This is a genomic window from Pseudomonas sp. R3-56 (genome assembly GCF_051132075.1).
Lineage (GTDB): Bacteria > Pseudomonadota > Gammaproteobacteria > Pseudomonadales > Pseudomonadaceae > Aquipseudomonas.
The window spans coordinates 2292943-2313224 of sequence record NZ_CP071657.1 but is presented as its reverse complement, the minus strand read 5'-3'; the positions used below and the strand labels follow the sequence as shown (position 1 = coordinate 2313224).

The window sequence follows — 20282 nt, the reverse complement described above, 5'->3', positions numbered from 1 at the left end:
GCTTCCGCAGTTAAAAGCGCAAACCACGCGTGATTCAAGACCGGACCCGTCATGAAACGCTACGAAAAATTTGCCGACGACATCGCCGAACTGATCCGCTCCGGCATGCTCGGGCCGGGCCAACGGGTGCCGTCGGTGCGCTACGCCAGCCAGACCTACGGCGTCAGTCCGTCCACCGTGTTCCAGGCCTATTACCTGCTGGAGCGACGTGGTCTGATCCGTGCCCGGCCGCGCTCCGGCTACTTCGTCAATCATCATGCGCCGAGCCCGTTCTGCGAGCCGGTCGCCAGCAGTCAGGTCCACGAATCCACCGAGGTCGACGTCAGCGAACTGGTATTTTCGGTGCTCGACTCGATCAAGGATCCGACAACCGTACCGTTCGGCTCGGCATTCCCCAGCCCGACGCTGTTTCCCCTGCAACGCCTGTCCCGCTCGTTGTCCAGCGCCACGCGGGACATGGATCCGCGCGTAGTGGTCACCGACATGTCGCCGGGCAACCCTCAACTGCGCCGCCAGATCGCCCTGCGCTATATGGTCGGCGGCCTGATGCTGCCCATGGAGGAACTGCTCGTCACCAACGGCGCCCTGGAAGCATTGAACCTGTGCCTGCAAGCCGTGACCGAGCCGGGCGACCTGGTGGCAATCGAGGCGCCCGCCTTCTATGCCAGCCTGCAGGTGCTCGAACGGCTGAAACTCAAGGCGGTGGAAATCCCCGTCCACCCACGCGACGGCATTGATCTCGATGTGCTGGAACAGACGCTGGCGCGCCATCCGGTCAAGGCCTGCTGGTGCATGACCACCTTCCAGAACCCGATTGGCGCGACCATGCCCGAAGCGCGCAAACAGGCCCTGGTCGAACTGTTGCGTCGCTACCAGGTGCCGTTGATCGAGGATGATGTCTATGCCGAACTCTACTACGGCCAGCAGGCTCCCAAGCCGGCGAAAGCGTTCGACACCGAAGGCCTGGTGATGCACTGCGGCTCATTCGCCAAGAGTCTGGCCCCGGGCTACCGCATCGGCTGGGTCGCCGCCGGGCGCTACGCCCGCAAGATCGAGCGGCTCAAGCTGATGACTTCACTGTGCGCCTCGATGCCGGCCCAGGCCGCCATCGCCGATTACCTGCAGCATGGCGGCTACGACCGTCACCTGCGCAAGTTGCGCTACGCCCTGGAAGAACAGCAAAGCGCCATGCTCGCCGCCATAGCCCGGTATTTTCCGGCGCAGACTCGGGTGAGCCAGCCGGCGGGTGGGTACTTCTTGTGGCTGGAGCTGCCGGAGCAGATTGATTCGCTGAAACTGTTCCAGATGGCTCTGGCGCAAGGCATCAGTATCGCACCGGGGCCGATCTTTTCAGCGACCCGGCGCTTCAGGAACTGTATTCGCCTGAACTATGGCGGGCCCTGGACCGATGTGTCGGAAAAGGCCATGGAAACGTTGGGGCGGATTATTCGATCGTTCTGAGTGCGATGTTGCCCTTAGGATTGCTATCGCGAGCAAGCTCGCTCCCACAGGGGATCGCATTCCAATGTGGGAGCGAGCTTGCTCGCGATGGCGCCAGAACAGGCAACCCAGGATCAGCGCCCGCCCCCCAGCTCCACAAACGTCCCGGTCGCATACGAAGCCTTGTCCGACAGCAGCCAGATAATCGCCTCGGCCACTTCGTCCGGACGTCCGCCCCGGGCCATGGGGATCGCCGATTCCAGCTTGCTGACCCGCTCCGGATCGCCGCTGAGGGCATGGAAATCGGTGTAGATGTAGCCCGGGCGGACCGCATTGACGCGAATACCTTCGCCAGCGACCTCCTTGGAAAGGCCGACCGTGAAGGTGTCCAATGCGCCCTTGGAGGCCGCGTAGTCGACATATTCACCCGGTGCGCCCAAGCGGGCGGCAACGGAGGAAACGTTGACGATGCTGCCGCCCTGCCCGCCATGCCGGGGCGACATGCGCAGCACCGCCTGCTTGGCGCACAACATCGGCCCGAGCACATTGGTCTTCAGGATCTTGAGCATGCGGAACTCGGACATTTCATCGAGTCGGGACTTGTGGGCAACCGTACCGGCGTTGTTCACCAGGGCGGTGACGCGGCCCAGCTCGGTGTCCACGCGGTTGAACAGGCCGACCACTTCGTCCTCGATGCTCACGTCGGCCCGCACCGCAATGGCCTGCACGCCCTTGGCACGGATCTGGGCGAGCACATCCTGGGCAGCGTTTTCATCCGACTGGTAGTTGATGCAGATCCGATAGCCCAGGTCGGCCGCCAACAACGCCGTGGCCGCCCCGATCCCACGCCCGCCACCGGTGATGACGATGACTTTATCCACGCTTGCTCTCCCGTTTCCAGGCAAATACGTCGGGCCCAAGGATAGCGTTGACTCGACGATTTGCACAACGCGACCAGCCTGCCGGAGCGGGACGCTGCTTAGCGGGTGAGAGCCCGCAGGTCCAGGCGCCCGTCCAACTGCGGCGGGCACCAGTAGTAACCACCGGTAATCGGCCGGCTCATGCGATACAGGCCATCGGTAATACCGTCCTCCAGACCGCTCATGCGCCGCAATTGCGCCTCGAAGGCGTTCAGGGAAAAACCGAACGCCAGGAACATCAGGCCAGCGCGGTCACCTTCGATCCAGGGCATGGAACGGCGTACGACAAAAGCCTCCGGAGCAAAGCTTTCCTGGGCCGTGCGCTTGACGTGGGCAGACTCAGGCGCATCTTCGAGCTCTTCGTTATCGCTCAGGCGCCGGCCCATGATGTTGTCTCGCTCATGGGGCTGCATCGCGGCGAAACCGTCCAGGTCATGCTGCCATTGCTGGATCGCAGCAAAACTGCCACCGCGCAGCCCGTCGTTGCCCTTGGCCAGGGCGGCGGCCACGGCCGCTTCGTCGTGAGGGTTTTCGGTGCCATCTTCGTAACCGGTCAGGTCGTGGCCGGTCATGTGCCGAAAGGTTTCGTTCATCTGCACCAGACGCAGTGCCGGCGCCAATGCCGCTTCGATGGCGCGACTGCGGTGCATCAGCTCGCCGCGGTCCTCGCCGTGCAGCCAGCACCAGAGCGCGTGCTGGGTCGACGGGTTGTCCACGCCGACGCCCGCCAGCGCCGGGAACGCGCGCAAGCCTTCGACCTTGGCGCCCAGCGCCTGGACCAGCGATTCGCCAAAGCCGACTACCACGCGGCCATCCAGTTGCAGCAACAGCTTGTCGATCGCAGCCGGCAGTGCCTCGACCGATTCCAGGGCAAAAAACAGATGACGGGCCTGAGGCGGAACAGGGGTGGCGAGAATGCCGGGCTGGTAGTAACTCATGGGAACTCCTTTGGAAAGAGCCGCGAGTTTACCCGGCGGCCGCCGCTTTGTGTGGTTTGGCTTGAGGCCGGTCGCGTCAGGCCGCCGGGCTTTTTGTAGGAATGCTCCCGCATCCTTGTGGGACCATTCTGAACCAGGCCTCTACTCGATGGCCTCGGATTGCCCGACAGCGGAAAACGTCCTAGATTGACCGCCCTCAAGGAGAGCTAACGAGAGCGGTCCAGATGCACATTGCCAAATCGATACTCGCCGGGACTTTTGTCCTGGCCTGCGGGACCACTCCGGGCTTCGCCCAGGAGCGCATTGAAGACACGGTCAATGCCGTTATCCAACCCTTGATGAAAGAGCAGGACATCGCGGGCATGGCCGTGGCGATCACGCACAACGGCCAGCGCCGGTTCTTCAATTATGGCGTTGCCTCCAAAGATACGAAAAAAGCCGTCACCGAGCAGACCCTGTTCGAAGTCGGCTCGATCAGCAAGACCTTTACCGCGACACTCGGCGCCTACGCCCAGGCCCAGGGCAAACTGCAGCTGTCAGACCTCGCCGGGCGCTACGCCCCCGAACTGCGCGGCAGTGCCCTTGAAAACGCCCGCCTGCTCGATCTCGCCACCTATAGCGCGGGCGGCCTGCCGTTGCAGTTTCCCGACGATGCCGACCATCCCGACCGGATGTTCGGCTACTACAAATCCTGGAAACCGCTCTACCCGGCCGGCACCCAGCGGCTCTATTCGAACCCGAGCATCGGCTTGTTCGGCTTCCTGGCGGCCCGCAGCCTGGGTCGACCGTTTGATGAAGTGATGGAACAGACCCTGATGCCCGGGCTGGGCCTCAAGCACAGCTACGTACAAGTGCCACACAATCAAATGGCAACCTACGCCCAAGGCTACGCCAAGGATGGCAAGCCTGTGCGGGTCGGGCCTGGCGCGCTGGCCTCTGAAGCCTATGGATTGAAGATCAGCTCAGCGGACCTGATCCGGTTTGTAGAGGTCAATCTGCAACCTGGGAAACTGGACGCGGATCTGCAGCGAGCCGTTGCTACGACACAGACAGGTTTCTACAAGGTTGGAGGGATGCACCAGGGGCTGGGCTGGGAGTTCTACCAACCTCCGCTCACCCTCGATGGCTTGCTCGCCGGCAACAGTCCACAGATGGCTTTGACGCCGCAAAAGGCCGAGCCGCTCACCCCACCGCGCCCCGCGCTCGACGGCGCCTGGATCAACAAGACAGGGTCGACTAACGGTTTCGGCGCATACGCAGCGTTCGTCGCTGGAGAGGACTTGGGGATCGTGATGTTGGCGAACAAGAACTACCCGATTGAAGAACGCGTGAGAGCCGCGCACCAGATCCTGATGGCATTAGAAGCGCGATGAGGTGCTTTTGTGGCGAGGGAGCTTGCTCCCGCTGGGTCGCGAAGCGGCCCCAAATCTGTCAGACGATGAGCCCGGAAAAAGCATAGGGCTGCTACGCAGCCCAGCGGGAGCAAGCTCCCTCGCCACAGGGGTATCGTTGCTTTCGGGAATCAGTCATCCAACGGTTTCGGCGCAGCCGCAGGCTTGGTCGCCTTGCCCGGCTTGGTGCCTTTGGCGTCCTTGGCCGGCTCGGGTTCCGGCGCTGGTGGTGGGGTTGGCGCCGTGGCTTGTTTTTCCGTCTCGGGCAGCTTGTCGACGGTATCGAACAGCGCCTTCAGTTCGATCGCGCCGGAATGCTCAAGCTTCTTTTCCCCGTCCTTGCCTACCAGGATGATCTTGGTCTGCGCTCCCGCTCCCAGCTTGAGGGAACGGATCAATGCCATGGTGCTTTGCGGGTCGAGGTCCTTGCCATCACGCTGGCCGATGGTATTGAGCACGGTATAGAGCACCATGTTGCGCTCCGAGAAACCCTGCTTGCCCGCCGGCTCGTCCAAGGCTTTCTTCAGGCTGACCCACGCAGGATCGACAGAACTGGCGCAATGACAATCACAGGCCGGGACTTGCCCACCTCCGCTACCAGGGGTGAGTCGCCATCGGCGGCGAACAACGGGCCGGCGATGGCCAGCAACGTAGCGAAGGTCAACGACCGAATAAGCATGCGCCTCTCCTTTTGATAATTACGCTGTACTGATTGCACATGGCGGCGATTGTTCCGCGAGAGTCGCCCGATACCGCTATTGCCTGCCTGAAGCTTAGGCCAACGGACCCATAGCGCAACCACGCCAGGCCTGCTTCAGAGGCCAAACGGGAAGGTGTCTTCCTCGCGCTCCAGCGTGTGCGGCGTGGGCAACGGCGTGACGGCTTCGGTCTGCTCGAACCAGAGCCAGGCGTCGAACTGCTCGACCAGTACCGCTTCGAAATAATGACTCTGGCGTTCGGTTTCAGGGCGGTAGATCACTCCGATCGCGCGTTCGAGCAGCGGCTCGGACAGCACGTCCAACAGTGCTTCGTCCGGGTCGGTCCGCCAGTCCGTGAGCGATGCGCGCACACCGGCCAGTGAAAACTCCCGCTCCCAACTGCCGGCCAGCGCCGGCACCACCTGCTTGATTTTCATCGGCGCGTCCCAATCGTCGGCCGCCGCCACGCTGCCACGGTCGGTCCCCATGCCCAGCAGCACCGCGCCACGACCATAGGCCATTCGACACAACTGGCCGATGTTGAACTCACCCTCCCAGCCCATTCGTGTCGCGGCGGCGTTGCCGATGTGGGAGTTATGCGCCCAGACGATCGCTTTCGCATCAGGCCCGCGATGCTCCAGCAGGCTTTGCAAGGTGTCGAACATGTGCCGGTCGCGCAGGTTCCAGGACGACTTGCCGCCGCGATACATGGCGCGGTAGTACTGTTCGGCGGCGCGCACGACGCGGGCGTTCTGCACCGCGCTGAAGAAGCTCTCGTCATCCTTGATCAACGGATCAAGGCGCTCGGCGAGCAGCGTGTTGAGCTGTTCGACCACGGCGTCTTCGCATGTCGCCAGGTTGCCGCGCTCGGTGAAATGGCCATACAGCGCCGGGTCGTCGTGCCAGGGCGTCAGACAGCCATAACGATGGCGGGCGTCACGGGCCAGGTGGGGATGGCTCTTGTCGAGGTAATCGAGTACCTCGTCGATAGAATGGCGCAGGCTGTAGACGTCCAACCCGCGAAACTCCACGCGATGAGCGTCAGGCTGGCCGAGATTGTAGCCGCGCAACCAACGGACAAAGTCCTGGACATCGGTGTTGCGCCACATCCAGCTGGGAAACCGGGCGAACGCCTGCTGTTTCCAGGCCGAAGGCCCCAGGTCGCGCACGCAGCGGTCGATCTGTCCGGCGTCGGGCCAGTCGGCTTCGACGGCAACAATGCCGAAGCCGTGACGCTCGATCAGGTGCCGGGTAATAGCAGCGCGGGTGCGGTAGAAATCATGGGTGCCGTGGCTGGCTTCGCCGATCAGCACGACCTTGGCGTCGGCGAAGCGATCAAACATTTCGCCAAAGCTCGGGCTGTCCTCGGCAGGCAGCGGTTCGGCGTGACGGCGCAGGATGTCGGCGATGTCGGTGCGCGGTTCGGCGCGACGACGGCGCAGGCGTTGCAGCAGATCTCTGGCTGGGCTGTTCATGGATCGAGGCCTCATCAGTACCTGGTTTACAGGTATGACTATGCCGAGGCAGCCATGACTCCGACCAAATCAGAACGCGAGCTTGAAACCGATCATGGCCAACATCACCGCCAGGCAAGGGCGCAGGAGCTCGTCGGAAACGCGTCCCGACAAGTGGCTGCCCAGATAGATGCCCGGCAACGAACCGATCAGCAGAAAGCCGAGGATGTGCCAGTCCATGTTGCCCATGCTTGCGTGGCCAAGGCCCGCGACCAGGGTCAACGGCACGGCATGGGCGATTTCGGTGCCAACCAGGCGCTTGGTGACCAGGAACGGATAGAGGATGAACAGCGCGACGGTGCCCAGGGCGCCGGCGCCGATGGAAGTCAATGCGACCATCGTGCCCAGCACCAGGCCGGTGATGACAGTCAACAGGTTGAGACGCGAGCCACTGGGGTTGTAATGGCCGCCGGCGCGGTCATGGGCAAACTGCAGCAGGCGCTTCTTGAACAGGATTGCCAGGGCGGTGGCGAACAGCACAAAGCCCAGGGCTTGCTTGATGACCGCGTTCATCGCGTCGGGAGAACTGTTCAGGCTGCTGAGAAACCACAGGGTCAGCCCAACCGCCGGCACACTGCCCAAAGTCAGCCAACCGGTGATGGCCCAGTCAATATTGCGGTTTTTCGCATGGACCAGCACGCCGCCGGATTTGGTAATCGCCGCGTACAGCAGGTCAGTCCCCACCGCCGTCGCGGGGTTGATGCCGAACCACAATAAAATGGGCGTCATCAGCGATCCGCCGCCGACGCCGGTCATCCCGACGATGAAACCGACCACCAGTCCCGCTACGACTAAACCGACATTACCGAAATCCATCAAACCCGTCTCAGCGCGACCGCATGAAAAATCTGGCCGCGAGCATAGCGATTTTTCTTATAACTCCCTATATCGATGTGATCTATGTTTATTCCATTTGCACGACGCAGCTACTGAACAGGCAGGAAATTGAGAAACAGCAGACTCTGCGCATAATTCAAGCCGATTCGCCGATAGCGCTCGTCCAGCATCTGGGTCAGCAGGTCGAGGCGCGCGACGATCTTCCCGAACTCCACGGCAAAGCTCAGGTTGCTGCCCTCCTCCGAGATTTCATTGGAGAACAGCATCGGCGTGCCGTCCTTGTTCTGCCGCTGGCCCAACAGCCACGTGGCTTTCTCGATGTTGCGCGCCGCGTTGCTGACGAAGCGCGGATCGATGGTGTCGGTCATGTAGAACTCGAGACGGTTGCCGTGAGCCGTCACCAGCATGCTGCCAATGGCATAGATGAACGCTCCGACCCGGTCACCGAGAAACTCGGGACTCATCGCATAGCTCAGCGCTGCCAGGTCCTTCCTGTTGCCCAGGGCTGGCAAGGGTTGCTGCTGTTCAATCGCCTCGCGCACTTGCTTGACGGCGATACGGGCATCGAGAAAGCCGGATTTGCGCAGTTCTTCCGGGTTGCGCAGGTAGAGCTTGTGCATCAGCAGGTAAAGGCTCTGCAGGTTGTCATGCATCGACAGCGTGGCCATGCGGTCGACGCTGGTCTGCAAGAACTCCTGGGGCCTGGCATTGCTGAACTGGGTAACCATGTCCTGGCCTTGCTGATGGCTGCATCCGCCGCTGAGCATCAGCAACAGGCTCGCCAGCAGCAAGCCGCAGCGACGTGGCAAGACCCTCACGGAATGTAAGACAGCGGCCATCGAATCTCGGTCTGGGCATGGGGGAAGCGGTGGGGAATCGCCGTTTCCTGGCCATGGATAGAGCGACAAAAACCGTAAAAGTGCGGTAGCGGCCATGAAAGTGCACGTTTGGCCAAGGCTCGCCTCGCTCAATTAGTCTTACTTTTTAATTGATAAATCTCGATTTATAGCTATAAATCCCTTCTCCACCCTCAAATAGAAAGACTACTGAACAGAAAAACCTTCATCGCTGTCCGACAGGTAACGGACTCGACCACGTTAAAAACAACAACAAAACAACAGGAAAGGAAGGTCACACCATGCTTGAATCCAGACATCTGCTCACGGCCCTCGGAGTCTCTCTGATGATTGCCACCTCTGCCCAGGCCGCCGGCCTGACCAATGAACGCGTTGCCTTCGGCAAGACCAACGACGGCACGCCGGTTGAAAAATACGTACTGCGCAACAGCCACGGCGTCGAGGCGACCGTCATCACTTACGGCGGGATCCTCCAGTCACTGATCGTGCCGGACAAAAACGGCATGACTGCCGACATCGTGCTCGGCTTCGACGATGTGCAGGGCTACCAGAAGAACGGCAACGTGTATTTCGGCGCGACCATCGGTCGCTTCGGCAACCGTCTGGCCGGTGGTGCGTTCGAGCTGGATGGCAAACGCTACCAGGTGCCGCAGAACGACAAGGACAACTCCTTGCACGGCGGGCCGCAAGGCTTCGACAAGCGTGTCTGGAAGGCCGAGCCGAGCAACGGCAAGGACTCGGTAGGCGTGACCCTGACGTATCTGTCGGCGGACGGTGAAATGGGCTTTCCCGGCAACCTGAAGACCGACGTCACCTACAGCCTCAACGACCAGAACGAATTGCGCATCGACTACAAGGCCAGCACCGACAAGCCGACCGTGCTGAACCTGACCAACCACAGCTATTTCAACCTGGCCGGCGCCGGTAATGGCGACATCCTCAAGCAAGTCGCGACGCTGCACGCGTCCCGCTACACACCAGTGACCGCCAAGCTGATCCCCACCGGCGAGCTGGCGCCAGTAGCCGGCACCCCGATGGATTTCACCAAGCCCACGCCCATTGGCACGCATATCAAGGCTGATCATCCGCAGCTGAAATTTGCCGAACCGAAACAAGGCGGCTTCGATTTCAACTGGGTACTCGACGCCAAGGGCGACGTGAGCAAACTCGCCGCCGAGGTCCAGGATCCGCAGTCCGGACGGCGCCTGCAGCTCTACACCAGCGAGCCGGGCGTGCAGTTCTACACCAGTAACTTCCTCGACGGCACGATCAAGGGCAAGCAAGGCAAGGTCTACCCGCACTGGAGCGCGTTTACCCTGGAAACCCAGCATTATCCCGATTCGCCAAACCAGCCGTCCTTTCCTGCCACGCGACTTGATCCGGGCCAGACCTACACCCAGACCATGGTGCTGAAATTCTCGGCCGAGTAATCCTGCCACCAACCGATCGTTCCCGCTTTTTGCGCGGGAACGATCAAGGTTGGAACGCCTGGTCTATCCTGCTGCCACACGCTGTATCGACCAGCACGACAGGAGATGTGCATGAGAACTGTGGAATTGGCCGGCGTATCCGTACCGGTAATCGGCCAGGGCACCTGGCGGATGGGTGAGGAACCGTCCCATCACAAGAAAGAAGTAGCTGCCCTGCGCCTGGGCATCGAACTGGGCATGAGCCTGATCGACACGGCCGAAATGTATGCCGAGGGCGGCGCCGAGCAGGTCGTTGGCGAAGCGATCACCGGGCTACGCGACCAGGTGTTCCTGGTGAGCAAGGTCTACCCGCACAACGCCAGCCGCAAAGGCATTCCGTTGGCCTGCGAGCGCAGCTTGCGGCGCCTCGACACCGATTATATCGACCTCTATTTACTGCACTGGCGCGGCCAGTACCCGCTGGAGGAAACCGTCGAAGCGTTTGAGCGCCTGCGCGAAGAAGGCAAGATCGGCCGCTGGGGCGTGTCGAACTTTGACGTCGACGATCTGGAGGAGCTGGCCTCGCCGGTCTGCGCTACCAATCAAGTGTTGTACAACCTGCAAGAACGCGGCATCGAATTCGACCTGTTGCCCTGGAGCCAGCATCAGCGCATGCCGGTCATGGCCTATTGTCCGGTCGGCCAGGGCGGGCATTTGCTCAAGGACCACACCCTGCAACAGATCGCCGAACGCCACCGCGCGACGCCGGCACAGATCGCCCTCGCCTGGCTGCTGCGCCAGGACAACGTCATCGCCATCCCCAAGGCTGTACAAGCTGAACACGTGCGCCTGAACGCCGAAGCGGCGAATCTGCAGCTTGAGCCTCAGGACCTGGCGGCATTGGACCTGGTGTTTCCGCAGCCACAGGGCAAGCAGCGGTTGGCGATGGTTTAGTCCACTCGAACGCCGTGGTGATGAGAGCGCCCTTATTCCAGCGGCGCGCTCTTGTGGCGAGGGAGCTTGCTCCCGCTCGGTTGCGCAGCAACCGCCAGAAACTCAGGGCCGCTACGCAGCCCAGCGGGAGCAAGCTCCCTCGCCACAAGGGCATCCCTGCGGCCAACAATGTCGATCAGAACAACCCCATCTGCCCACCGATCAACGTTGAAAAATCATCATCCACAAACGGCAGGATCGCATCCGCCACCGGCTGCAGCTGCTTCGTCACGTAGTGGTCATAGTCAATCGGCGCGCTACGGATTTCCAGCGGCTCGGGGCCGGCGACGGTGATGACGTAGCTGATCCAGCCCCCATTCTGGTATTGCCGTGGCCGGCCCTGGCGCTCGTTGAACTCGTCGGCCAGCCGCGCGGCGCGCACATGTGGCGGCACGTTGCGCTCGTAGTCGTCCAGCGGACGACGCAGGCGCTTGCGGTAGACCAGGCGTTCGTCGAACGCGCCGGCCAGGGTCTGCTGGACATAATCGCGGACGTAATCCTGATAGGGCTGGCGATGGAAGATCCGTCCATACAGTTCCTGCTGGAACTGTCGGGCCAGGGGCGACCAGTCGGTGCGCACGGTCTCCAGGCCCTTGTAGATGATTTCATCGCTGCCGTCGGCACGGCTCACCAAACCGGCATAGCGCTTCTTGCTGCCCTCCTCCGCGCCGCGGATGGTCGGCATCAGGAAACGCTTGAAGTGGGTTTCGAATTGCAGCTCCAGCGCGCTTTCCAGTTCGAACTCTTCTCGTACGTGATCACGCCACCATTGGTTGACGTGAGCGACCAGCTCCCGGCCGATCGTCGCGGCTTCTTCCTGGCCGTGGGCGCGGCGTAACCAGACGAAGGTCGAATCGGTATCGCCATAGATCACCACATGGCCCCGCGCTTCGATCAGTTGCCGGGTACGCTGCATGATCTGGTGGCCGCGCAAGGTGATGGACGACGCCAGGCGCGAATCGAAGAAACGACAGCCACTGGAGCCAAGCACGCCGTAGAACGCGTTCATGATGATTTTCAGTGCCTGGGACAGCGGCGCGTTGTGTTCGCGCTTGGCGGTTTCCCGGCCGTCGGCAACCCGCGCCACGATGGCCGGCAGGGAATGCCGGGTGCGCGAGAACCGCGCCCCGCGAAAACCTGGCACCGACTCGGTGTCGTCCGGGTGGCGCAGGCCTTCGATCAAGCCCACCGGGTCGATGAGAAAGGTGCGGATGATCGACGGATACAGACTCTTGTAGTCCAGCACCAACACCGATTCGTAGAGCCCCGGCTGGGAATCCATCACAAACCCGCCAGGGCTGGCCTCCGGCGGACGCTGGCCGAGGTTCGGCGCGACGAAACCCTGGCGATGCATCAACGGCATGTACAGATGCGTGAACGCCGCCACCGAGCCGCCGCTGCGATCCGCCGGCAGGCCGGTGACGCGGGCCCGTTCCAGCAAGAACTTGAGCAGCTCGGTCTTGGCGAAGATGCGCGTGACCAACTCGCAATCCTTGAGGTTGTAGCGAGCCAGGGCCGGTTTATCCTCGGCGAACATGCGGTTGATTTCGTCCATGCGCTGGTACGGGTTGTCGATGGACTTGCCCTCGCCCAACAGGGTCTGGGCGACGTTTTCCAGGCTGAACGAAGGAAAACTCCAGGTCGCCGAGCGCAACGACTCGATCCCATCGATGATCAACCGGCCAGCCGCCGAGGCAAAAAAATGGTTGTTGCGCGCGCCGTGCTCGCGCCATTGCATTTCTTCCCCGCCACGGCCAAGACGCAGCGGCACGGCCAGGCGGCGGGCGTGTTCATGCAGCACGCGCAGATCGAACTGCACCAGGTTCCAGCCGATGATCGCGTCGGGATCGAAGCGGGCGAACCACTCGTTGAGTTTCTTCAACAGCGCCGCGCGGGACTCGCAGTATTCCAGCTGGAAATCCACCTCACGATCATCGCCATTGGGCGGCCCGAGCATATAGACCTGGCGCTCGCCGCAGCCCTCCAGGGCAATCGAATACAAATCTCCCTGGGCGGTGGTTTCGATGTCCAGGGACACCAGCCGCAGCGGTGGCCGATAGTCGGGCGCGGGTTTCATCTGGGCATCCAGGAACAAGCCATCGGTTGAGGGCGTGCCGCCGAACCAGACCGGTGCGGTGATAAAGCGCTCCATCAGGTAGCGTTCCGGCGGCCGGACGTCGGCCTCGAATACATCCACGCCAGCCCGCCGCAATGTCGTGTCCAGCCGCATCAGTTGCGCATGTTGCCGGCAATACAGGCCGAGCACCGGGCGGTGCTCGAAATCCAGCAGGTCCAGGGGCCGCAACTCGACATCCTTCTCGCCCTGCAACAGCGCCTCGACATGGCCACGCTGGATCTGCGGCACGAACGCCACCGACGTCTGCACCGGCAGGCGCACGCGCCGGGGACCGGCATCCGTCGCCAGCCAGAACTCGACTTCGGTGCCCGCCGGGGTATCGCGCCAATGCCGGGTCAGGACGAAGCCCTGCTGTAGATCCACCGCTGAAACCTCGAATTTTGCGTGTTACGCATTCTACCTGTGACCAGACGACTTCACCTGCTTGGATCTGCTGTCGTGGCGAGGGAGCTTGCTCCCGCTGGGTCGCGCAGCGGCCCCCTGTAACTGCCTGACACCCCGGGTTGTCATGGCTTTTTTAGGGCCGCTACGCAGCCCAGCGGGAGCAAGCTCCCCCGCCACGACAGCGCGCCACAATAAAATCAGTGAATTTTCACCATCCATGACGGTTTTGGACGGCTGACTGCCGCTTTACCGCTTGCTCCGCGCCGTTGGGTCTACGATTCTTGAACCACCCGCACAAACAACACCCGAGGCTTCCCATGAAAACCGTCGCGCAGTTGCTCCGGATAAAAGACGAGAAAAACCAGCAAGTGCACACCATTTCCCCGGATGACATGGTCTTGCAGGCCCTGATGCGCATGGCCGAGAAAAATGTCGGTGCCTTGCTGGTGGTCAAGAACGATGAAGTGCTGGGCATCATCAGCGAGCGCGACTATGCGCGCAAAATGGTCCTGCACGGGCGCTCTTCGGTGGGCACGAAAGTCAGCGACATCATGGTTTCGCCCGTGATCACGATCGATCCACACCAGAACGTCGAGACCTGCCTGAGCATCATGACCGAGAAACACCTGCGGCATTTGCCCGTGGTGGAAAACGGCAAGCTGGTCGGCCTGTTGTCCATCGGTGACCTGGTCAAGGAAGCCATTGCCGAGCAGGCGGACCTGATCAGACAACTGGAGCAATACATTCGCGGCGAATGATTGGCTCGGGCGGGTTGCTCATTCTCGACTCACTTCTATATTGAAGGAGTTGCCCCCGCCGAGCATCCTCATGGCCGTTACCGACCGACTGATCATTTGTGAGCATTGCGATGCAGTGTACGAGCCGGTTGCGCTCGCCCCGCATCAAAAAGCCTCGTGCGTGCAATGCCATGCAGTGATCCAGCGCTACAACGGCCTGACCATCGAACAGCGCCTGGCCCTGACCATCACGGCAGCGGTGCTGTGGGCCTTCGCCAATGTCTATCCGGTGATGAGCATCCGCCTCCAGGGCTTGAGCAACAGCGCGACCCTGTGGGATTCGGTCGTGGCCCTGAGCCAGGGACCCATCACCTTCATCGCCCTGGTGGCCGCGGTCGCGATCATCATCGCTCCGGCGTTCCAGTTGGCGCTGCTGCTCTGGGTGCTGGGCTACGCCCATTCCAACCGGCGCGCCCCGGCCTTCAACCTGTGCATGCGCAGCCTGGAAACCCTGCGACCGTGGAGCATGCTGGAGGTGTGCTTGCTGGGAGCCCTGGTGGCTGTCATCAAGCTTGCCGGGTTGCTGGATGTGCTTCCCGGTATCGGTCTGTTCGCCCTGGCGGCCTTGAGTCTGTTGATGATCCGCATTGCCGGTCGCGATGTGCGCGACCTGTGGAACACCCTGTGAACGCCGCAACGCCGGGCAATCCGCCCCGCGCCAGCGATTTGAACCTGTGCCTGTGCCACAGCTGCGGCCTGGCTTGCGACATGACCGACGAACCCGACACCTGCCCACGCTGCGATGCCGCCCTGCACCGGCGCAAACCCGATACCCTGACTCGCACCTGGGCCTACATGCTGGCGGCACTGGTGTTCTACATCCCGGCCAACCTGCTCCCGGTCATGAACACCCAGATGCTCGGCGACGGTGCGGACAGCACCATCATCAGCGGCGTTCTCGAGTTCTGGCAGAGTGGTGCCTGGGACATCGCGCTGATCATCTTCATCGCCAGCATTGCGGTGCCGGGCATCAAGTTCGTCGTACTGACGTTGCTGCTGGTGACCGTGCAACGGCGCAGTACCTGGGCCCAGGTGCAGCGCGCCAAGCTGTATCGGCTGGTCGAAGTCATCGGCTATTGGTCGATGCTTGACGTGCTGGTCGTGGCCCTGGTGGCGGCACTGGTCAAGTTCCAGGCCCTGAGCGACATCGAACCGCGACCGGGGATCCTGTTCTTCGGCCTCGTGGTGCTCTTTACCATGCTGTCGGCCATGAGTTTCGACCCGCGGCTGATCTGGGACACCCAACCATCCGAGGAGGTCATGGATGAAGTCACAAGCCACTGACGGACAACCCGCACCGGGCCGCGCCCATGTCTCCACCCGCCGCTGGACCGTGTCGCTGGTGTGGATCGTGCCGATCATCGCGGTGCTGGTGGGCGTGTCCCTGGTGGTCAACAACTGGCTGCAGGAAGGCCCGACCATCACCATCACCTTCAAGACAGGCGAAGGCCTGACCGCCAACAAGACCCCGGTCAAATACCGCAATGTGGTCATTGGCCAGGTCACCGACGTGCAACTGAGCGACGATCAGAAGAACGTGACCGCCACGGTCAAGCTCGCCAAGACCGCCGACACCTTCACTCATGAAGACTCGGTGTTCTGGGTGGTCCGGCCGCGGATTGGCGCGGGCGGGATCTCCGGGATCGACACCTTGCTGTCGGGAGACTTCATCGGCGCCGACGCCGGTCATTCGAAAGTGCGCGCCAAGTCGTTCACCGGCCTGGAGGCTCCGCCACCGATCACCTACGGCGAACCGGGCAAGCGCTTCACCCTGCATTCACAGGACCTCGGTTCGCTGGACATCGGCTCGCCGGTGTACTTGCGCAAGATTCCGGTGGGCCAGGTGGTGTCCTACGCATTGGACGCCGATGGCAAAGGCGTCAATATCGAGGTGTTCATCAACGCGCCAAATGACGCCTACGTCACCGAGAACACCCGGTTCTGGAACGTCAGTGGCGTCGACGTGAACGTCGGCGCCAACGGTTTTGCGGTCAAGACCGAGTCGCTGTCCGCCCTGCTCGTCGGCGGCATTGCATTCCGGGCCCCGGAATACAGCCCCAACGACACGCCCGCGGCCGAGGACAAGGATTTCGAACTGTTCGCCGACCAGCAAAGCGCCCTGGCCCCGCCCAGTGGCAAGGCGCAGTACCTGGCCTTGCGCTTCGACCAGGCCTTGCGCGGATTGCGCGTCGGCGCCCCGGTGGAATTCCTCGGGATCGAGATCGGCCGGGTGGTCTCCATGAACCTGGACTTCGACGAAAAGCAGCGCACGTTCCCGGTCAACGTAGGAATCGTGATCTACCCGCAACTGCTCGGCAAGGCCCACGAGAAACTGCTCAAGTCATTGAACTACGACCCGGAAGACGAAGCCGCCGCCGCGCGCCTGGTCGGCAGCTTCGTCGAACGCGGCCTGCGCGCCCAGGCCCGCAGCGGCAACCTGCTGACCGGGCAGTTGTACATTTCGCTGGATTTCTACCCCAAGGCCGAGAAAGTCGCGTTCGACCTCGCCGCGCGCCCCCTGCGGATCCCGACTATCCCGGGCAGCCTCCAGCAGTTGCAGGAACAATTGCAGACGGTGGTCGAGCGCATCAACAAGCTGCCGCTGGAAAGTATCGCCAGCAACCTGGACGGTAACCTCGTGGAGCTGCGCAAGGGCCTGTCGCAATTCAACAGCAAGACCCTCCCAGGCGTGCAAAGCACCTTGCAGGACGTGAGCAAGACCTTGCAGTCGGCGAACTCGACCCTGGCGGAAGATTCGCCGCAGCGCGAACAATTGACCCAGACCCTGGATGACCTGGGCCGAATGTCGCGTTCGCTGCGCGAGCTGTCCGATTACCTGAGCCGACACCCCGAGTCGCTGCTTCGTGGCCGTCCGAAAGATGCTCCGGCGCAGAACCTTACCTTTCCGGTGAAAGAATGATCACAGGAGCACGCCCGATGCCGCTGATGCTGAGATGTTCGTTGATCGCCCTGGCGCTGCTGCTCGGTGCCTGCCGCAGCGATCCCATCCACTACCATACCCTGAGCCCGGTCCAGCCGGCTGGTCAGGCGCGTGCAGGGGTGGATATCCAGATCGAACAACTCAGCGTCCCGCCGCAAGTGGATCGCACGCAGATGGTGATTCGTCAGGGCGACAGCGGACTGGCGATCCTTGAAACCGAATGGTGGGGCTCAAGCCTCGCGGATGAACTACGCAGCAGCCTGGACGAGCAATTGAGCAACCCCGGGGCCCCCAAGCGGCTGTTGCGGGTGGAGGTGCAACGCTTCGACTCAATCCCCGGCCGCTATGCGCGCATGGACGTGCAATGGCGCTTGCGTAGCCATGGCAACGAAGCTCAGGCCCTTACCTGCCGCAGCAGCTTGCAGACGCCGGCCGGCGGCAGTATCGACGACCTGGTCAAAGGCCATCAGCAGAACGTTCGGCAGCTTGCAGAACTCGTCCGCCAGGCCGCCTCGCGCAGTGCGTGTCCCTGATTCATTCGGGCCAGTGCAATGACAGCACTGGCGCGACTCGCGGATGGCGGTCGATGCGCTCCAGCAGGGCGTAGAACTCGGGACGGGCATTGAGCATCGCTTCCCGGGTTTCGACCCACTTGGTAATCACCGCCGCCAGGATATCCAATGCACCGGGCTCGGCACCGCCGAGGAAAGGGCTCGCAGGAAACTGGTCGGCAAACAACGCCCAGTTGCGATACAGACGTTGCTTGGTGCCCGCCACCAATCGCTCCCGAGAAGCGTCGTCGGCGTCGGGCAACCACCGCTGCGGAAAATCGATGATGCCGATCGGCGTGTAGCAATTGGCGGCGATATACACCAGGCCGCGTATGACCTGCGCACGCTGGGCCGGATCATCCGGCAGCAGTTTCGATTCCGGAAAAGACAGCCCCAAGTGAATCAGGATCGCCGCCGCCTCGGTGAGCACCGAGCCGTCCGGCAATTGCAGGGTCGGGACCTGCTTCTGCGGATTCAGGGCTTCGAGCTCCTTCGCCGCGTCGTTGTCCTCGGTCGAATAGGTATCTACCCGGCGGTAAGGCACGCCGCAAAGATCCAAGGCGACCTCCACGGCAGAGGAACCGGATTGGCTGTGGCCGAATAACTGATACATGGACTGGCCTCCTTCAAAAGGAATTCAGGTCGGTAGAGCGCACCGGTGCCCCAGTGTTCCATCAACCTGACTGACACCAACCCGGCGAGCTATCACCGCCATCGATGTTCACCATCACGTCAATGAAGTTCTCACGATCGGTGCCCGGCGCAACAATGGCCCCACACAAACCAACGCACCCCGGAGCACACCATCATGAAACGCCAAATCATCCTCAGCCTCGCTTTCTCCGTTCTGGCAGCCAACGTATTCGCCGCCACTTCCCAGCCCGTCGTTGCCGAAGGCGGCTCTGACCGACTGATCGAAAACCGTGTTGCCGAAGGCGGTGCCGACCGTCTGCTGGAACGCCGCGTCGCCGAAGGTGGCTCCGACAAGCTGATCGAAAACCGTGTTGCCGAAGGCGGAGCCGATCGTCTGCTGGAACGCCGCGTCGCCGAAGGTGGCTCCGACAAGCTGATCGAAAACCGTGTTGCCGAAGGCGGTGCCGACCGTCTGCTGGAACGCCGCGTCGCCGAAGGTGGCTCCGACAAGCTGATCGAAAACCGTGTTGCCGAAGGCGGTGCCGACCGTCTGCTGGAACGCCGCGTTGTCGAAGGTGGCTCCGATAACTTGGCCAAGAACCGCGCATGAATTGTTACCACCGTGCTGCAAGATCCTTCAAGCCATCACAGTAGAAGCCCGGCCTCATCCGCCGGGCTTTTTCATGGCCGAAGATTCAGCGCCCCGAAGCCCGCGTCATGCACCGCTGATACCGCTCGTCCACGCGCTTGGCAAACCATGCAGTGGTCAGCTTGCGAGTGATTTTCGGACTCTTGAGCACGATGCCCGGCAACACCGCCCGAGGCAGCGGCTTGCCCTCGGCCTCCTCGGCCAATTCGAACACCCGCTTGTAGAGCTTGCTGTCCTCGAACGCCAGGCTGTCGCCCAGTTCCAGCTGATCGCGGATGGTCGGGTTGCGCATGCCCAATGACTTGCCCAACGTGCGCACCGCCAGCTCCGTGCTGCCGGGCATGATCGAATCAGGCAGGATCAAATCACCGTCCAGGGCCAGCGTAATGCCCGAAGCGCGACTTACCGCATGCTGGAAGGCCGCGTTGCGACTGGCATACCAGCCAGCATTAAAATCGGCGAAACGGTACAGCGGCTCGGTATAACTGACGGGATACCCCAACAAATGCGCGATGCCGAAATACATCCCTCCGCGACGACTGAACACTTCCCGACGAATCGAGCCATCCGCCGTGTAGGGATAATCGCGCGCATTGGCCTGGGCAAAGGCGATGCTGACCTGCATCGGCCCGCCCGTATGCACCGGGTTGAAGCCATCGAACAGGGTTTTCCCGAGCGGCACCATGCCGATGAAATCATCAAAAATTGCGCTGAGTTCCTTCTCGCTGCGCGCCGCGTTGAGGCGGTCGCTGTAGCTTTTGCCATTAGAGGAGCGCACCTGGAGGGCGCCGCTCACCAGAAACCCGGGGATGCGTAGCTTCGCCGCCCGACGATCGATTTCCTGCCGGGCGATCTTGCCCAGCCCCGGCACCGCGGGATCGGCCTGGAAGGTCGACTCCTGCTCGGTCACCGCCAGCACTGAACAGATGTTCTGGGTCGTTGGCGGGATCTGCTGCGCCGCAAAGGCCACGTAGATGTCCGTGGCCCAGCCCTCCCGATCGGCGGTCTTGGCTGGCAATAAGCGCACGATCTGCGCCTTGACTTCGGCAGGCTGGCGCTCAGGCTCCTGGGCCTGACGGCTGCCGCAGCCGGCCAGGGCCAGCAATGCGGCAACAGTGATCATCAATCGAGTGAAATGCATGGTGCTCCATCAGTTCCCTTGTTCGGGAGCAACCATACGATCAAAAACCTGT

Annotated in this window: 18 protein-coding genes and 1 pseudogene; 10 read left to right on the top strand and 9 right to left on the bottom strand. The window is 62.1% G+C overall.

Annotated features, from left to right (window positions below; translation table 11 throughout):
- Nucleotides 1-51: 51 nt before the first annotated feature.
- A complete protein-coding gene (mapR, locus tag J3P96_RS10570; protein ID WP_434656940.1) occupies nucleotides 52-1461 on the top strand; it encodes a GntR family transcriptional regulator MpaR in 1410 nt (469 codons plus the stop codon).
- 113 nt (nucleotides 1462-1574) lie between these two features.
- On the opposite strand, the gene J3P96_RS10565 is transcribed toward mapR, so the two are convergent.
- Nucleotides 1575-2321 carry an SDR family oxidoreductase gene (locus tag J3P96_RS10565; protein WP_434656938.1) on the bottom strand — a complete coding sequence of 249 codons (747 nt, stop codon included), beginning with the start codon at nucleotides 2319-2321 and terminating at the stop codon, nucleotides 1575-1577.
- A gap of 98 nt (nucleotides 2322-2419) precedes the next feature.
- On the bottom strand, nucleotides 2420-3298 hold the full coding sequence (locus tag J3P96_RS10560) for a Dyp-type peroxidase (RefSeq protein ID WP_434656936.1): 879 nt from the start codon (nucleotides 3296-3298) through the stop codon (nucleotides 2420-2422).
- 224 nt (nucleotides 3299-3522) lie between these two features.
- Here J3P96_RS10560 and ampC point away from each other — a divergent pair, with 224 nt between their 5' ends.
- Nucleotides 3523-4671: a class C beta-lactamase gene (gene ampC, locus J3P96_RS10555; RefSeq protein WP_434656934.1), complete on the top strand. Its 1149-nt coding sequence runs from the start codon at nucleotides 3523-3525 to the stop codon at nucleotides 4669-4671.
- 149 nt (nucleotides 4672-4820) lie between these two features.
- On the opposite strand, the pseudogene J3P96_RS10550 reads toward ampC, so the two are convergent.
- The 4 genes and pseudogenes from J3P96_RS10550 to J3P96_RS10535 form a co-directional block, all read right to left on the bottom strand.
- Nucleotides 4821-5368 (bottom strand): annotated as a pseudogene (locus J3P96_RS10550) (DUF4174 domain-containing protein).
- A 135-nt stretch (nucleotides 5369-5503) separates the two neighbouring features.
- Nucleotides 5504-6862, bottom strand: coding sequence for an erythromycin esterase family protein (locus J3P96_RS10545; RefSeq protein ID WP_434656932.1), 1359 nt, complete (start codon nucleotides 6860-6862; stop codon nucleotides 5504-5506).
- A gap of 69 nt (nucleotides 6863-6931) precedes the next feature.
- Nucleotides 6932-7717 carry a sulfite exporter TauE/SafE family protein gene (locus J3P96_RS10540; RefSeq protein ID WP_434656929.1) on the bottom strand — a complete coding sequence of 262 codons (786 nt, stop codon included), beginning with the start codon at nucleotides 7715-7717 and terminating at the stop codon, nucleotides 6932-6934.
- A gap of 110 nt (nucleotides 7718-7827) precedes the next feature.
- On the bottom strand, nucleotides 7828-8577 hold the full coding sequence (locus tag J3P96_RS10535) for a hypothetical protein (RefSeq protein WP_434573300.1): 750 nt from the start codon (nucleotides 8575-8577) through the stop codon (nucleotides 7828-7830).
- 299 nt (nucleotides 8578-8876) lie between these two features.
- On the opposite strand from J3P96_RS10535, the gene J3P96_RS10530 reads away from it, so the two are divergent.
- Together J3P96_RS10530 and J3P96_RS10525 are read left to right on the top strand one after the other, a co-directional pair.
- A complete protein-coding gene (locus tag J3P96_RS10530; protein WP_434656926.1) occupies nucleotides 8877-10025 on the top strand; it encodes an aldose epimerase family protein in 1149 nt (382 codons plus the stop codon).
- A 111-nt stretch (nucleotides 10026-10136) separates the two neighbouring features.
- Complete coding sequence (locus J3P96_RS10525; protein ID WP_434656923.1) at nucleotides 10137-10958, top strand: aldo/keto reductase; 822 nt, start codon at nucleotides 10137-10139, stop codon at nucleotides 10956-10958.
- A gap of 175 nt (nucleotides 10959-11133) precedes the next feature.
- Here J3P96_RS10525 and J3P96_RS10520 read toward each other — a convergent pair whose 3' ends face one another.
- Nucleotides 11134-13497, bottom strand: coding sequence for a DNA polymerase II (locus J3P96_RS10520; protein WP_434656921.1), 2364 nt, complete (start codon nucleotides 13495-13497; stop codon nucleotides 11134-11136).
- A 338-nt stretch (nucleotides 13498-13835) separates the two neighbouring features.
- Between J3P96_RS10520 and J3P96_RS10515 the strand changes: the two genes are divergently transcribed.
- From J3P96_RS10515 to J3P96_RS10495, 5 genes are all read left to right on the top strand, one after another.
- Nucleotides 13836-14276, top strand: a complete 441-nt coding sequence (locus tag J3P96_RS10515; RefSeq protein WP_305500192.1) for a CBS domain-containing protein — start codon at nucleotides 13836-13838, stop codon at nucleotides 14274-14276.
- Nucleotides 14277-14346: 70 nt separating this feature from the next.
- The gene (locus tag J3P96_RS10510) at nucleotides 14347-14943 is read left to right on the top strand and encodes a paraquat-inducible protein A (RefSeq protein WP_434573292.1); all 597 of its coding nucleotides are present in this window, start codon (nucleotides 14347-14349) and stop codon (nucleotides 14941-14943) included.
- A complete protein-coding gene (locus J3P96_RS10505) occupies nucleotides 14940-15599 on the top strand; it encodes a paraquat-inducible protein A (protein WP_305500190.1) in 660 nt (219 codons plus the stop codon). The genes J3P96_RS10510 and J3P96_RS10505 overlap by 4 nt, the downstream gene beginning before the upstream one ends.
- Nucleotides 15580-17235 (top strand): intermembrane transport protein PqiB, encoded by a 1656-nt coding sequence (locus tag J3P96_RS10500; RefSeq protein ID WP_305500189.1) that lies wholly within the window; start codon nucleotides 15580-15582, stop codon nucleotides 17233-17235. The genes J3P96_RS10505 and J3P96_RS10500 overlap by 20 nt, the downstream gene beginning before the upstream one ends.
- A 17-nt stretch (nucleotides 17236-17252) precedes the next feature.
- Entirely contained in the window at nucleotides 17253-17789 is a 537-nt protein-coding gene (locus J3P96_RS10495; RefSeq protein WP_434656916.1) for a PqiC family protein, read from the top strand.
- A 1-nt stretch (nucleotide 17790) separates the two neighbouring features.
- On the opposite strand, the gene J3P96_RS10490 is transcribed toward J3P96_RS10495, so the two are convergent.
- The gene (locus J3P96_RS10490; RefSeq protein ID WP_434656914.1) at nucleotides 17791-18420 is read right to left on the bottom strand and encodes a glutathione S-transferase family protein; all 630 of its coding nucleotides are present in this window, start codon (nucleotides 18418-18420) and stop codon (nucleotides 17791-17793) included.
- A 195-nt stretch (nucleotides 18421-18615) separates the two neighbouring features.
- On the opposite strand from J3P96_RS10490, the gene J3P96_RS10485 reads away from it, so the two are divergent.
- Nucleotides 18616-19050, top strand: a complete 435-nt coding sequence (locus J3P96_RS10485) for a phage infection protein (RefSeq protein ID WP_434630042.1) — start codon at nucleotides 18616-18618, stop codon at nucleotides 19048-19050.
- 85 nt (nucleotides 19051-19135) lie between these two features.
- On the opposite strand, the gene J3P96_RS10480 is transcribed toward J3P96_RS10485, so the two are convergent.
- Complete coding sequence (locus tag J3P96_RS10480; RefSeq protein ID WP_434656912.1) at nucleotides 19136-20230, bottom strand: DUF1615 domain-containing protein; 1095 nt, start codon at nucleotides 20228-20230, stop codon at nucleotides 19136-19138.
- Between the last annotated feature and the right edge of the window lie 52 nt (nucleotides 20231-20282).